Source organism: Streptomyces sp. NBC_01788 (assembly GCF_035917575.1).
GTDB lineage: Bacteria > Actinomycetota > Actinomycetes > Streptomycetales > Streptomycetaceae > Streptomyces.
The window spans coordinates 7,303,570-7,317,933 of the sequence record NZ_CP109090.1 but is presented as its reverse complement, the minus strand read 5'-3'; the positions used below and the strand labels follow the sequence as shown (position 1 = coordinate 7,317,933).

The 14,364-nt window shown below is 71.4% G+C and carries 11 protein-coding genes; 1 reads left to right on the top strand and 10 read right to left on the bottom strand.

Annotated features, from left to right (window positions below; genetic code table 11):
• Nucleotides 1–12: 12 nt before the first annotated feature.
• The 10 genes from OIE49_RS32625 to OIE49_RS32580 form a co-directional block, all read right to left on the bottom strand.
• Nucleotides 13–1,188 (bottom strand): alpha/beta fold hydrolase, encoded by a 1,176-nt coding sequence (locus OIE49_RS32625; RefSeq protein WP_326805427.1) that lies wholly within the window; start codon nt 1,186–1,188, stop codon nt 13–15.
• 35 nt (nt 1,189–1,223) lie between these two features.
• Nucleotides 1,224–2,183, bottom strand: coding sequence for a chlorinating enzyme (locus OIE49_RS32620; protein WP_326805426.1), 960 nt, complete (start codon nt 2,181–2,183; stop codon nt 1,224–1,226).
• Nucleotides 2,180–3,988: an amino acid adenylation domain-containing protein gene (locus OIE49_RS32615; protein WP_326805425.1), complete on the bottom strand. Its 1,809-nt coding sequence runs from the start codon at nt 3,986–3,988 to the stop codon at nt 2,180–2,182. The genes OIE49_RS32620 and OIE49_RS32615 overlap by 4 nt, the downstream gene beginning before the upstream one ends.
• A gap of 60 nt (nt 3,989–4,048) precedes the next feature.
• Nucleotides 4,049–4,996, bottom strand: a complete 948-nt coding sequence (locus OIE49_RS32610) for a DUF6039 family protein (RefSeq protein ID WP_326805424.1) — start codon at nt 4,994–4,996, stop codon at nt 4,049–4,051.
• Between the two features lie 102 nt (nt 4,997–5,098).
• Nucleotides 5,099–7,525: an ACP S-malonyltransferase gene (fabD, locus tag OIE49_RS32605; RefSeq protein WP_326805423.1), complete on the bottom strand. Its 2,427-nt coding sequence runs from the start codon at nt 7,523–7,525 to the stop codon at nt 5,099–5,101.
• Nucleotides 7,522–8,313, bottom strand: a complete 792-nt coding sequence (locus OIE49_RS32600; protein WP_326805422.1) for an enoyl-CoA hydratase-related protein — start codon at nt 8,311–8,313, stop codon at nt 7,522–7,524. The genes fabD and OIE49_RS32600 overlap by 4 nt, the downstream gene beginning before the upstream one ends.
• A 4-nt stretch (nt 8,314–8,317) precedes the next feature.
• Nucleotides 8,318–9,550: a hydroxymethylglutaryl-CoA synthase family protein gene (locus OIE49_RS32595; protein ID WP_326805421.1), complete on the bottom strand. Its 1,233-nt coding sequence runs from the start codon at nt 9,548–9,550 to the stop codon at nt 8,318–8,320.
• Nucleotides 9,534–10,433, bottom strand: a complete 900-nt coding sequence (locus OIE49_RS32590; protein ID WP_326805420.1) for a DUF6039 family protein — start codon at nt 10,431–10,433, stop codon at nt 9,534–9,536. Before OIE49_RS32590 ends, OIE49_RS32595 begins: the two co-directional genes overlap by 17 nt.
• A gap of 91 nt (nt 10,434–10,524) precedes the next feature.
• Complete coding sequence (locus tag OIE49_RS32585; RefSeq protein ID WP_326805419.1) at nt 10,525–11,838, bottom strand: cation:proton antiporter; 1,314 nt, start codon at nt 11,836–11,838, stop codon at nt 10,525–10,527.
• 84 nt (nt 11,839–11,922) lie between these two features.
• Nucleotides 11,923–12,681, bottom strand: coding sequence for a Crp/Fnr family transcriptional regulator (locus OIE49_RS32580; RefSeq protein WP_326805418.1), 759 nt, complete (start codon nt 12,679–12,681; stop codon nt 11,923–11,925).
• A 319-nt stretch (nt 12,682–13,000) separates the two neighbouring features.
• Between OIE49_RS32580 and OIE49_RS32575 the strand changes: the two genes are divergently transcribed.
• Nucleotides 13,001–14,302, top strand: a complete 1,302-nt coding sequence (locus tag OIE49_RS32575; protein WP_326805417.1) for a cytochrome P450 family protein — start codon at nt 13,001–13,003, stop codon at nt 14,300–14,302.
• The last annotated feature ends 62 nt before the right edge of the window (nt 14,303–14,364 follow it).

Genomic DNA, 14,364 nt, shown 5'->3' with positions numbered 1-14,364 from the left:
GTGAGTCCCGTCTCAGCGCGGGGCGGCCTGGCCGCCGGGGTGCTCGCGCAGGAAACCCAGCGCGAGTTCGCCCAGTCGGCCGCCCAACCTGAAGAGCGAGATGTGATCGCCGGTCGGCTCGACGCTGAGCGTCGCGTTGGGCAGCCTCCGGGCCACCTCGGCCGATCCGAGCGGATTGGCCGTGGTGTCGTCCTCGCTGGTGACCACCAGCGTGGGGTGGTCGACGCCGGCCAGCAGCCGGTTGACGTCGATGTCGGTGATCGCGCCGTTCAAACGGCAGTATCGGTAGAACAGTTCGGGGGTGACGAAGGGGTAGAGCACCAGGTGCGCGAGGTCGGGCGGGGTGCCGCCGAGCATGGTGCTGAGGAACACCGCGTGCACGGCGGCGGCGGTGTCGCGGTCCTCGGCGGCCATCGCCATCAGCGCCTGGATGTTCCGGTGGTGGTCCAGCTTCGGTGAGTCCGGGCCGAGTTCGTACGCACCGTGCCAGAGGCTGAGCGAGTCGATCCGCTCCGGGCTGCGGCGGGCCGCGGCGAGCGCGATCACGCTGCCGCCGCAGAAGCCCAGCAGGTGGGCCGTGCGGATGCCGAGGTGGTCCATGACCGCGAAGACGTCCTCGGCCTGCGCCTCGGTGTCCCATTCGAGTTTGTCGAAGTCCGGTTCGTCGGTGAACAGACCGCGGGTCTCCCAGGTGACGATCCGGTACTCGCTGCCGAGCAACTCCAGCCAGCGGGAGCACAGTTCGGCGGGCATCCCGCAGGCGGAGGCGATCAGGACCGCGGGCGCGGCCGGGTCGCCGGCCGTGTAGACGGGCAGCCGGGCGCCGTCGGGGGCGACGGCGTCGAGGGCGGTGCGGAACCTGTCGAAGGAGGCGGCGGCCACCCGGTCGGCGATCCCGGTGATCTCGGCGGGGCGGTCCGGGAGGTCGTCCAGCTCGGGCCGGCCGAGGGCCGGGCCGAGCCGTTCGCCGATGATCCGTTCGAAGACGCCGCTCTCCCTGTCCGGGGCGGCCGGCTCGATGGCCAGCGGGACGCCGAGCCGCTCGGCCAGCGCGGCCAGCAGCTCGGCGCGCGGGCCGGACGGCGCGGCCACCCGGGCGGGCGGGTCGAGGCGCGCGGCCAGCGCCCGCAGGCCGTGCACCGCCTCGGCGAGTGTGGTCGCGGCGGCCCGGGCCTGGTGCTCGGTCATCGGCTCGTACGCCTTCCGGTCGGTTTCGGTCGGTGTCAGCGGGTGGTGAACGGGTGGCCGAGGGTGGTCCGGGTGACCATCCGGTTGTGGTCGTACCGGTTCTCGCCGCCGACCAGAACGGCGCCGTAGCGCTCCAGCGAGACGGTGCCCCCGTACTCCTCGATCTGCTCGGTGTCGGGGTAGACCCGCACCGAGGTCGGCACGTACCGGCCGGCGAAGCCCAGGCGCATCTCGTCGGTCTTGGCGCTGTGCGGCCAGGAGGCGTGCATCAGGGTCGACCAGAACATGATCGCCTCGCCCGGGCGCATCACCATCGACACCGCCTGCGACTCGTCGGGCTTGAAGTCGGCGTCGACCTGCAGCTCGCGGTAGTCGTAGCCGAAGAAGCCGCGGCGGACGCCGCCCTTGTCCACCTGGTTGATGGAGTCCGGGCTGTAGTGCATCTTCTTGGTCTCGTCGTAGTTCATCCGGGTGTGGGTGCCGGGGATGAACTGCAGGCAGCCGTTGTCCTCGTTGGCCTCGGTGAACGCCGTCCACACCGTGATGGTGCCGCCGAAGTCCTTGTGCTCGTCGGGCCACAGGATCTGCGGCACTCCGGAGGCGTTGGCGAAGGTGTCGGCCTGGTGCCAGTCGGTGCCCTCGTCGCCCGGGTACTTCGGGAAGAACTCGCTGCGCCAGCACAGCACGTCGGGCCCGAGCGCGCTGGCCACCCGGTCGACGATCTGCGGCCGGGAGATGTGGTCCGCGAGGAACTCCGAGTCCAGGTGCCGGTCGTAGTTGGAGATGTTGGTGTTGCCGGACTGCGCCGCCTCGTCCTGGTAGACCGCGTTGCTGCGGTCCATCAGCCGCAGCCGCTCGACCCGCCAGCGGCGCTGCATCTCCTCGATCTCGTACACCTTGAACGGGCCGAAGTAGCCGCGCTCGTGGAAGCTCGCGCGCTCCTCGGGCGTCAGTGTGAAGCCGCCGGTCACGGTGGTGCTCCTCTCTTCGCTCACTTCGATTCCTGCGCGTCCACGCAGGCGGACAGGTGGCGGACGGTCGCCGCGTCGAGTTCCGCACCGGTCAGCGACAGCTTCCAGCGCCGGTTGACGGAGGCGATCACCCGCATGAACGCCAGCGATGTGGCGCCGTGCTCGAACAAGTCGTCGTCGAGGCCGATGCCCGGCCGGGCCAGCACCTCGGTGACGATCGCGTCGACCTGCTGCTGCGTGGGCGTCAGTTCCGCGCCGGCGCCCGCCGGTCCGGCCGGAGCCTGCCGGTGCGGCAGGGCGGGCAACGCCGAGCGGTCGACCTTGCCCTGCGCGGTGGTCGGCACCTCGGTGATCAGCCGGTACGCAGAGGGCCGCATGTGCTCGGGCAGCGTGCCCGCGGCCCGGGCGGACACCTCGGCGACCAGCCGGCCGAGCGCCTCGTCGTCGATCTCGGCGTCGGGCGGCGGCACCAGGTAGGCCGTCAGGCGGACGTCGCCCTCGCCGTGGTCCTGCGGGGCGACGATCGCCGAGGCCAGCCGCGGGTCGTCAGCGAGCAGCGCCTCGATCTCGCCGGGCTCGATCCGGAAACCGCGGATCTTGATCTGGTCGTCGGCTCGGCCGACGTACAGGTACTCGCCGCCGGCGGTGCGCACCGCGCGGTCGCCCGAGCGGTACAGGCGCACCGCGTCGGCGCCGGTGCCGACGGTGCGGAAGCGCTCGGCGGTCAGCTCGGGGCGGCGGTGGTAGCCGCGGGCCACGCCGGTACCGCCGACGTACAGCTCACCGGGGGTGCCGTCGGCGACCGGGCTGCCGTCCTCGTCGAGCAGGTGCAAGGTGACCTCGGGCAACGGGCGGCCGATCGGGCTGACGCCGGGCTCGTCGAGGTCGGCCCGGGTGATCGCACGGGCCGTCACATGGACCGTGGTCTCGGTGATGCCGTACATGTTGACCAGCGCGGGCCGCTCGTCGCCGTAGCGGGCGAACCAGGGCTCCAGCAGCTTCACGTCCAGGCGCTCGCCGCCGAACACCACCAGGCGCAGCGCGGGCAGCGTCGCGGTGGAGGCGCCCACCAGGCGGCGGAAGGCGGACGGGGTCTGGTTGAGCACCGTGACGCCCTCGTCGGCGAGCAGCTTGTGCAGCAGCTCCGGGGAGCGGACGGTCTCGGTGCCGGCCACCACCAGGCGGCCGCCGTGCAGCAGCGCGCCCCACAGCTCCCAGACCGAGAAGTCGAAGCTGATCGAGTGGAACAGCGTCCACACGTCGTCCGCCGAGTAGCCGACCAGCTCGGTGGTCTGCTCGAACAGCCGCACCACGCTGCGGTGTTCGACCAGCACGCCCTTCGGGACGCCGGTCGACCCGGAGGTGTAGATGACGTACGCGAGGTCGCTCTCCCGGGACTCCTCGACCGCGGCGGGCGCGGCCGGCGCGGCCGGCGCCTCGGTGTCGCGGTCGAGCCAGACCACCGGGGCCCCGCAGTCCGTGAGGCGCTCGGCGACCCGGGACACCGAGACCACCGCGGAGACCTGGCTGTCGTCGAGCAGGAAGGCGACCCGGTCGGCAGGGTAGGCCGGGTCGACGGGCACGTACGCGGCCCCCGCCTTGAGAATGCCGAGCAGGCCGACCACCAGGTCGGCACTGCGGTCGACGCACAGGCCGATCGGCCGGTCGGGGCCGGCGCCGCCCGCCCGCAGCCGGGCGGCCACCGCGTCGGCCTCGGCGTTCAGCTCGCGGTAGGTGAGGGCGCGGTCCGCCCCGCTCACCGCCACGCGGTCCGGCATCCTGGCGGCCTGGACTTCGAAGAGTTGGTGCAGCGTCTTGCCGGAAACCATGGCGGATCTCCCATCCGGTACGGGTTCGCGGGGCGGGCGGCCGAGAGCCCGCGGGGACGGTCAGCCCTGGGCGGCGGTCCTGGTGGCGTACATGCCCCAGTGCTGCGGGGTCAGGGCCAGGTCCTGCAGGCTGCTCTGGACGAACATCCGCTCCCAGCCGCCGCCGCCCTTCTCCGCCGGGATCCACTGCTTGGTGAACACCTCGCGCGCGGCCGGCATGGTGCGCGCCCGAAGGCCCATCAGGTTGTAGTAGGAGCTCAGCTTCCGCAGGTGGATGAACCAGTGGATCCGGTCGGACAGGCCGAACGCCTCCTCGTAGAGGAAGATGGTCGCCTCGCCGCCCAGCGAGGCGTTCCAGCTCTCGGTCAGCGCGCGGGCGAACTCCCGTCCCTCGGCCCGGAACTCGTACTTCAGCTCGCCGGTGCGGTGCATGATGATGCCGGAGTTCGCGGAGTGCAGCAGCTCATCGGGCTTCTGCGAGGTCTGGTGCTCCGCGGTCGGCACCACGAAGCGGTCCACACCATCGTCGTCGACCACCGCGGACAGCTCGGTGTCGGCCGTGCCGTACATCCCGAAGCTCTGCGGGATCAGCACCGTCTCCTTCAGGCCGCCGTCCAGGAACATCCGGTCCCACGAGCCTCCGCCGCGCTCCTCCGGGATGCGGTTGCGGAACATCACCTCGCGCCAGCCCTCGTCCTGGGAGCCCATCCTGACGAGGGTCTCGTACGCCTCCAGGGAGCGCATGTGCAGAAGCCAGTGCAGGGTGTCCTTGGTCCCGAAGGTCTCCTCGTAGACGAAGGTGGTCGCCACGCCGACGTACCGGGTGTTCAGGTACTCGGAGAGCTCACGGGCGAACTGCCTGCCCTCCGAGCGGAATTCGGCTCGCAACTGCCCGACGCGCTCGACCACGACACCGGCGTTCGCCGAGTGCAGGATATCCGCGACCGGAAGGGACGTCTGCTGCTGCGCGACCGGAGTGGAGAATTCGGAATCGGCCTTCTCGGTCATGAAAGGACTCCTTGGTGAATGGTTCGAATCGCTGCTTCTCGCGACACAATTAGGTCATTTCTCCGGAGAACTGCGCAGCTCACTATTGAGCAGGCCGGGAATTTATCGACCCAGCGAGGAGAAACGGCCTCGGAGGACCTGGGCCGCGCCGGCCATCAATGCCTCGGCGACGGCGTCGACATGGCGGTTGCGCCAGTCGGCGAGGACGGTCCCGGCGGCGAAGCGGTTGAACGCACCGATCGCCGGGCCGGTGTGGATCTGGTAGTTGACGCGCTCGGCCGGGTCGCCGCGCATCGCCATCCGGGTGCTGTGCACGAAGTACCAGCGGAACACCAGCGCCATCCGGTGCCTGGGGTCCTGCTCGGCCCGCTCGACCTCCTGCGGGCGGCCGGCCCGCAGGTAGTACTCGCGGGTCTCCTTCCAGACCTGCTCGAGGTCGCGGCGGAACCAGCCGTCCTCGATCGTCCGCCGCAGCTTGGCGTCGATCGCCTCCAGGCCGTCGTACTGCCGGTACGCCTGGTACAGCTTGTTGGCGCGCGCCGCGAACAGCGTGCCGCGCCGCAGCACCTGCACCCGCGCCCCGATCTCGAACATGTCGCCGGCCGGCGCGTACCCGGTGTCCTGGACGTCGGCCTGCGCCAGCAGGTCCTTCACCGCGTCGGACGTCCCGGCCTGCGGGGTGCACTGGTTGACCGAGCCGGTGACCACGAAGTCCGCGCCCAGCACGAACGCCGCCGCCAGGCTCTCCGGCGCGCCCAGGCCGCCGGCCGCGCCGACCCGTATGCCGTCCGGGTAACCGCGCTCGGCCACGATCCGGTCCCGCAGGCCCGTCATCGCGGGCATCAGGGTGTAGGCCACCGCGGCGTCGGTGTGCCCGCCCGAGTCGGCCTCCGCGCACACCTCCCCCGCCAGCGGCAGCGCGCGGCCCGCCTCGGCCTCCGCGGTGGTCACCAGCCCGTCGGCGAGCAGCCCCCGTATCAGCGCCTCCGGCGCCGGCTCCATGAACGCCGTCGCCACCTCCGGCCGGGACACCTTGGCCAGCAGCCGGTTTGGAGCCACCGCCCGGCCCGCGCCGTCCCGGTGCGCCCCGCTCAGCCGGTACAGCACCAGCGCCCGGGTCGGCTGGGTGAAGCCCGACGCCTCGACGAACCGCACCCCGTGCCGCAGGAACAGCCGCACGGTGGCCTCCTCCAGCGCCGGGTCGTGCAGCGCGTGCAGCAGGTTCATCCCGAAGCTGCCGTCCGGGCCCAGCTCGGCGCGGAGCGTGGCGATCGCCGCCTCGATCCGCTCGGTCCGCAGCCCGCCGGTCCCGAAGTACCCGAGCAGTCCGGCCCGCACCATCCGGGCCACCAGCTCGGTGGAGGCGATGCCCTTGTACATCGACCCCGCCAGGTACGCGTAGCGCACCCCGTAGTCGGCCCGGAACGCCGCCGAGCCCAGCCGCTCCGGGGTCAGTGTGGTCATACCGTCAGCGGAAGGCCCGGACACAGGAGTCGCCGTGCCTCCGGCTGCGCCGACCCGGGACGGGGAAGGCGCCAGGCCGGCGGCCGGGGCCGAAGCGGGCGCGGCAGGTGCCGCCCGCCCGGCGGCGGATGCCCCGTCAGCAGCTACTCCGACTGCCGCGGGTGCCGAGGCGCTGCCCGCGGCGGGCTGCGGTTCCGGCGCCGGCCCGTTCGCCGCGTCCTTCACCGCCGCGTCCCACAGCCCCGTCAGCACCCGACCCGGGCCCTGTTCGGCGATCCGGTCGACGCCCTGCGCCAGCAAATGGCGCATGCTCTCGGACCAGCGGACCGCGCTGTGCACCTGGGCGGCCAGTAGCCGGCCGACCTCGCCGGGGCGGTAGGGCCGGGCGGTGACGTTGGCGATCACCGGGATACGGGGGTCGCGCAACTCGAAGCCGTCCAGGAAGGCGGCGAACTCGCGGGCGGCGTCGGCCATGTAACGGGAGTGGAAGGCGGCGCTGACCCGCAGCGGGACGCAGCGGCCCGCGCCCGCGGCGGTGACGGCCCCGGCGGCGCGGCGCAGCGACTCGACGGGGCCGGAGAGCACCACCTGCTCGGCGGAGTTGAGGTTGGCCAGGTCGACGTCGTCGACGCCGGCCTCGGCGAGCAGGTCGGCGATCCGGGCGGCGCCGGGGCCGACCACGGCGGTCATCGCGCCGCCGGTGGCCCGGCCCATCAGTTCGCCGCGGCGAGCCACCAGGGCGAGTCCGGTCTCGAAGTCGAAGGCGTCGGCGGCGAGCAGCGCGTTGTACTCGCCGAGGCTGTGCCCGGCCAGGTAGTCGGGGGCGGGTTCGCGGGCCGCGTACTCGCGCCGGGTCAGCTCGTTGACGACGAACAGCGCGGGCTGCAGGTAGCGGGTGTCGGTGAGCCGTTCGGCGGCGTCGCCGAGGCAGAGTTCGCGCACCGAGAAGCCGAGGATCCGGTCGGCGGCGGCCATCGCGTCCGGGTAGCAGTCGAACAGGTCGCGGCCCATGCCGCGGCGCTGCGCGCCCTGGCCGGGAAAGAGCCATGCGGTCCGCTGCGTCACGAGCCGCCCTCCCACGGGAAGCGCTGCCGTTCGGCGAAGTCGGCGATCCGGCGGCCGACACCGTCGGAGGACATCAGCCGGGCGAACTCGTCGATCGCGGTGCGCTCGACCTCCGGCGTGATGATCCACATCTTGGCGAAGTACCGCTTCAGGTCGCCGACCGTGGCGCCCTCCACCTTGGTGACCCGGAAGGCGAGTCTGCGCAGCGCCGGCTGGAGCTGGTCGACCAGCTGGTCGACCAGGCCGGACAGCAGTGCCTGATCGGCCGTCACCGGCAGGGTGCTCAGGCTCATCGCGTAGGCCTTCTGGAAGCCGGTGCGGCGGATCAGGAACGGGGCGACGCTGCACGGCAGCAGGCCCCACAACGCCTCGGGCAGGCTGAACGTGGAACGGGGCGTGGCGAGCACGAAGTCGCTGGCGGCGACCAGGCCGACGCCGCCGCCGGCCACCCGGCCGTCGACGGTGGCGACCACCACCCGCGGGGTGAGGGTGAGACGTTTCAGCAGGCCGAGGAACTCGGCGCCGCCCTGCGACGCCCGCTCCCGGTCGGGGCGGCCCTCGGCGGCCGCCCCGAGCAGGTCCATGCCGGTGCAGAACACGCCGTCGCCGCCGGTCAGCACCACCACCCGGCAGTCCGGGTCGGCCTCGGCCGTGTCGAGCGCCGCGTGCAGTTCCCGGATCATGGCGGTGTCGATGCTGTTCTGCGCGTCCGGGCGGTCGAGGGTGACGGTGAGGACGCCCGGCATGCCGGAGAGTCGGATCGTGCGGTGATCCGTGCTCAGGTCCATCTGCTCAGCTCCATCGATAGCGCCGGTGGAAGTTCTCGATCCGGTCCAGCACCAGCTGCTCCCTGCCGTGCAGCGCCGGATCGTAGACGTCCGCGTATCGCGACACGTCGAGGACCGCGTCCTGCACGCCCGGGGCACCCTCGGCGGTGTGCTTCGCCAGCCGGTCGTAGTCGGCCACGGCCAGCCGGTGCCGGGCGTCCAGGCGCTCGGCGGTCCGATACTGGGCGAGCAGGGCGGGCGCCCCGGCGCCGACCACCCCGCTGTAGAACTCCGAGGCGCAGCCGGACCCGTACGAGAACAGGCCGACCCGGCGCGGCTCGCGGAAGTCGCCGTGCTCGATCAGCGAGAGCAGGGCGACGAACAGGCCGGCCGCGTAGGTGTTGCCGATCCGGGCCGGGTTGACCAGCGAGGCGGCCATCCGGGTCCGGAAGTCGGCCTCGATGGCGTCCGGGGGCATCCGCTTGACCCGGCGCATCAGGTGCCGGTGGGCGCCCTTGACCATCCCGCCGAACGGGGTGTGGAAGGCCAGGTGGTCGAAGGAATCGACGATGTCGGCCCCTGCGACCGCCTCTCGGTAGTCGGCGAAGGAGCGTTCCAGGCACTCCAGGTAGGCCAGCAGCGAGAGGTCGGAATCGCCGGCCGCCAGGTCGGGGCGCGGGCGGCAGGTGTCCATCACCTCGTAGCTGTAGAGGCCGGCCGCGCCAGGGTCGAGGTCGAGCACCTCGGGTTCGGGGCCGAGCAGCAGGGCAGCCGCGCCGGCGCCGTGGGACGGCTCCCAGTACGGCATGCCGACCACCGAGCCACCCGCGTCGGCGGCGATCACCAGCGCACGGGCCCACGGGCGGGGGCTGCCCGCCAGCAGGCCGAGCGCGGTGCGGAGTGCCGCGGTGCCGCCGTAACAGGCGTGCTTGACCTCAAAGGAGCGGCAGCGCCTGCCGAGACCGAGGTAGTGGTGCACGTAGGTGCTGATCGGCTTGCCGAAGTCCAGGCCGGACTCGGTGCCGACGATCACCGCCTCGATGCTGTCGCGCTGCTCCCCGGTGAGCCGGTCGAGGATCGGCTTGGCCGCGTTCACGGCGTTGGTGACCGGGTCCTCGCACGGCAGGTTGACCGACTTCTGCACCATCATCAGGTTGTCGAAGCGGCCCAGGTCCAGTCCGCGCGCGTAGAACAGCTCCCTGACGTCCAGGGCGGCCCGCCCGACATAGGCGTTGGCCGCCTCAACTCCGACGGCCATGCAGCGGCGCCCAGAGGGTGTCGGTCATCGTGGCGTCGAGCACCGTGCGGGTCCAGCCGCCACCGCCCTTGCTGTCGGCGACGACCTGGGAGGCCATCAAGCGGCGCAGCTCCGGGTCGCTCTCCTGAAGGGCCATCAGCTCGTGGTAGGCATCCGGGGAGGCGAGGTGGATCAGCAGGTGCAGGCGGTCCTGCTGACCCCACATCTCCTCGTAGAGGAAGGCGGTGGCACGGCCGACCATCGTCTCGGAGACGTATCCGGCCCAGTCGAACCAGAACTTCCGGGCCTCCTCGCGCAGCGCGTACCGGACCTGGAGACGGCGGTGCACGGTGAGCGGGGCGTTCACGGAGTGCAGCAACTGCTCGGGATCGAGCCGGGACTGGTAGCGGGCCGGCGGCTGGAAGGTGTCCAGCGGGTGGTCGTCGTCCTCGTCGTGGTGGCTCAGCCCGTGCTGCGGGCAGATGATCGTCTCGGTCATCGAGCCCTCGACGAACATCCGCTCCCAGTTGCCGCCGCCCTTGGTGGGCAACCGGTCGTCGGCGGACACCTCGGCCCACTTCTGCGAGTGGTCGACCATGTCGAGCATCCGGCGGTAGTCGCTGGGCTCCTTCAGGTGCAGCAGCCAGTGCAGCCGGCTCTGCGTCCCGAACAGCTCCTCGAAGGCGAAAATCGAGACGTAGCCGACCTGGGCGTTGTTGATCAGGTCGACCAGGTCCGCGGAGAAGGACATGCCTTCCTCGCGGAACTCGTTCTTCAGCTGCCCGACCCGGTGGATCAGAAATCCCGCGTCGGCAGAATTCAGCAGTTTGTCCAACGGCACCGTGGTCTGATGGAACGCCGGCCTGATCCTGGGTTGCGTGCTGGAATTCTCTGCGGCCGTCACGTTGCCCGCCTCCTTTTCCACGGAAATTGACTGCCCATCCCCGACAATCACTACCGGATTACGTTAAGAGCACGCAGCGGATTCCTGCTGCTCAATTCTGCGCAGGGTCGGTCGGCACGGAGGCGCGGTCCGACCAGGCGGCGAGTTCGACGGCCCGCAGGTTCTCCTCGGAGCGGTGCTCGACCTTCGCCATGGTCCAGCGCAGGGTGGGTGCGGCCATCACCGACGTGAGCAGGGCGACCATCACGACGATCGAGTACATCGCGGGGCTGAGCACGCCGAGCCGCAGGCCGATGGTCGCCACCACCACCTCGACCGCCCCGCGGGCGTTCAGCCCGGCGCCCAGCGCCAGGCCCTCCCAGTGCGTCAGGCGGCCGAGCCGGGCGCCCAGGTAGGCGCCGGCGAACTTGCCGCCGACGGCGAGCAACAGCACGACCGCGGCGGCGGCCAGCGTCCCGGGATCGCCCAGCACCGACAGGTCCACCTTCAGGCCCGCTCCGGCCAGAAAGATCGGGGCGAACACGGAGAGCGTGACGGTCCGCAGCGAGGCCAGCCGCACCGTCGTCTCCCGGGACGGCGAGCTGAGCAGGCAGCCGACCGCGAACGCGCCGAGTGCCGACTCCAGGCCCAGCGACTGGCTGCCGGCCGAGGCCGCCAGGATCGCCACCACAGTGATCGCGATCACCGGCCCGGAGCCCTCAGCCTTCTCGGCCCGCCCCAGCGCCCCGCGCAGCAGCGGCCGGGCGGCAATCACCACGGCCAGGAACAGCAGCAGGTGCCCCACGCTGGAGACGATGTGACCGACCTTCAGGGCGCCCGCCGTCATCGCGGTGACCAGCGACAGGAGGATCCAGGCGACCACGTCCTCGCCGGCCGCCGCGGCCAGCGTCAACTGGCCGATGTCGCGGTGCAGCATGCCCAGGTCGGTCAGCGTCTTGGCGATCACCGGGATCGCGCTGACGCCCATCACCACACCGATCAGCAGCGCGAACGAGGAGCGGTCGGCGTGCGAGCCGAGCAGCCGGCCGGGCAGCAGCAGGCCGGTGGCGACGCCCAGGCCGAGCGGCAGCACCAGCGCCGCGGTGCTGACCGACAACACGGTGCGCGGGCGGCGGCGCAGCATCCGCAGGTCCAGGTGCGCGCTGGACACCCCGATGAACAGCAGTACGCCGAATGTGCTGACCGCGTCCAGCAGTTGGGTCTGCGAGGTGTCGGCCGGCCACATCCAGGCGAACGTCGCGGGCGAGAGGTGTCCGAGCACCGTCGGACCGAGCACCACACCGCTGAGCAGTTCGCCCACCACGCCCGGCAGACCCAGCCGGCGGGCCAGTTGGCCCATGCTGGAGCCGACACATAGCAGGGCCGCCAACTGCATCAGAAACAGCAGGGCCTGATGCTCGCTCATGTTCGACCTTCTCCCTTGGGGCCGGTCTTCCGGAGACCCAAGGGTTGGCATCGCGACGAATGCCCAGCTACTCAGAATTGAGCATCAGAAGTGAGCATCGGCCGGTAACCGGCCCTCGATGTAGTCGCCGAGCCGCTGGTCGTCGACGGCCAGCGAGCCCTGCACCATGCCGACCAGCCCAGTCTCCCGGAAGTGCTTGAGGAACAGCCCGACCCGGGAGCGGGTGGTGCCGACCATCTCGGCGAGCTCCTCCTGGGTGATCCGGGGCCGGATCACCACCAGTCGGCCGCGGCGCTTGCCTATCTGCTGGGAGAGCAGCAGGAGTCGGGCCGCCAGGCGGCGCTCGCACTCCAACGTCACCATGTCGACGATGATCTTCTGCTGTTCGATCACCCGCTCACCGAGGTGCCGCACGTACTCCGGCAGCAGCCCCTCCTCGGCGAGCACCGAGAGGAACCGGTCGCCCGGGATCTGACGCAGCGTCGCCGGTTCCAGCGCGACGGCGGTGTCGGAGCGCTCGCTTCCGAGCAGCCCCAGTTCGCCCAGGACGTCGCCCGCCCCGGAGATGGAGAGCAGACATCGCTTGCCGCTCCCGGTGATCATCAGCGTTTTGACCTGACCGGCCTCGATCACGTATATGTGCCGGTCCTGGCCACCGTCCATGTACACGTGTCCCCGCCGGGGCACCGTCAGGGTCGGGGTGTCGTGCAGCCGCGTGGCGCACAGCGCGCGCAGCTTGGTGCGGAAGCGGGCCGAGTCGGTGTCGGCCGGCTCGACGGCACGCCGCAGGGGGACCGCGGTGGCGGTCGGACGGGTCCGGTGGTGCTCCAGTGTTGCCCTCATCTTCAACCTCGAATCGCCTGGAAAACGGCACAGGAGCGTCGTCCCGGCCCGGGCAGCCCGGCCCGGCGGACGCGTCGGGATGGTGTCTGAGATCACCCTTGATGTGCGGATCAGCGAGGTGCGGGGGCAAGCATAGGCCGACACCAATGCCCACGCGCCCCCATTCGACGCAGACATCCCACCGGCCGTGGCGGCACCCCGCCGACTTCACACGATGCTCAATCCAGCGCAGAAATGCCCGGTTCAGCCGGTCTAGGTTCGGGGCGCTCGGGCGTACCCGCCGGAACGAGCCGTCCTGCCAAGGAACGGAGACTGCCCCGTGAATGACCGGTCATCACAGCCCGGCGCACCGTCCGGTTCCGAGGACCCGAAGGTCCTGCCGACCGGACCGCGGGTCGACCCCTACGCGCTGTACTCCGACATGCGTGCCGAGGGCGTCGTCCACACCATCCGCGAACCCAACGGCCTCCACCGCCGGCTCGTGCTGCGCTACGCCGAGGCCCGCGACGTCATGAACGACTCCCGCTTCGCCAAGGACCCGGGCCTGGCCTGGGACCAGCTGCGCGACGCCGGCTACGTCAAGGGCGAGCGCGACAACCGCGCCGACTACCTCTACCACCTGGTCAACACCGACCCACCGGACCACACCCGGCTGCGCAAGCTGATCAGCAAGGCGTTCACCAACCGCCGGATGGAGGCGATGCGCCCGCGCGTGCGGGAGATCGCCGAGCAGCTGCTCGACGGCCTCGCCGGGCAGCAGACCGTCGACCTGATCGAGAGCTACGCGCACCCGCTGGCCACCACTGTCATCTGCGAGATCCTCGGCGTGCCGAACGCCGACCGGGAGAACTTCCGGCTCTGGGCCACCGCCATGCTCACCGCCCCGGACGCGGTGGTCGACGGCGCGCTCACCCCGCAGGAGGGCTACGCGGCGATGCAGTCCTTCTTCACCGAGCTGCTGGCCCGCCGCCGCGAGGAACTCAAGGACCTCGCGGAGACCGACGTGGACACCAGCGACCAGCAGCCCGATGTGATCACCGGCTTGATCGTCGCCCGCGACGAGGGCAACCGGCTCACCGAGATCGAGATGGTCTCCACGGCGATGCTGCTGCTCAGCGCCGGCCAGGAGCCGACCGTCAACCTGATCGCCAACGGCACCCTGGCGCTGTTCGACAACCCGGAGCAGTTCGCCCTGCTGCGGGCCAAGCCCGACCTGGTCGCCTCGGCCGTGGAGGAGTTCCTCCGCTACGACCCGCCGGTGGAGCTGTCCACCATGCGGGTCTCCACAGAGGACGTCGAGGTGGCCGGCACCATGATCCCGGCCGGCAGCGTGGTCACCGTCTCCATCGCCTCGACCAGCCGCGACGAGCGGCAGTTCGAGAACCCCGACCAGTTGGACATCACCCGCACCGACAACCCGCACCTGGCTTTCGGCTTCGGTCTGCACCACTGCCTCGGCGCCCCGCTCGCCCGGATCGAGGGTCAGGAAGCGATCGCGGCACTGGTCGACCGCTACCCGAACATCTCGCTCTCCGGCACCCGGGACGACCTGCGCTGGCGCCCCACCCGGATCATGCGCGGCCTGGTCGAGCTGCAGGTCGAGCTCGGCCCGCGGGCCTGACCCGCGCCGGATGGCAGAGCGAGGCCTCCGGCCCGGCACGCGCGAGGCCCACGTATGGACCG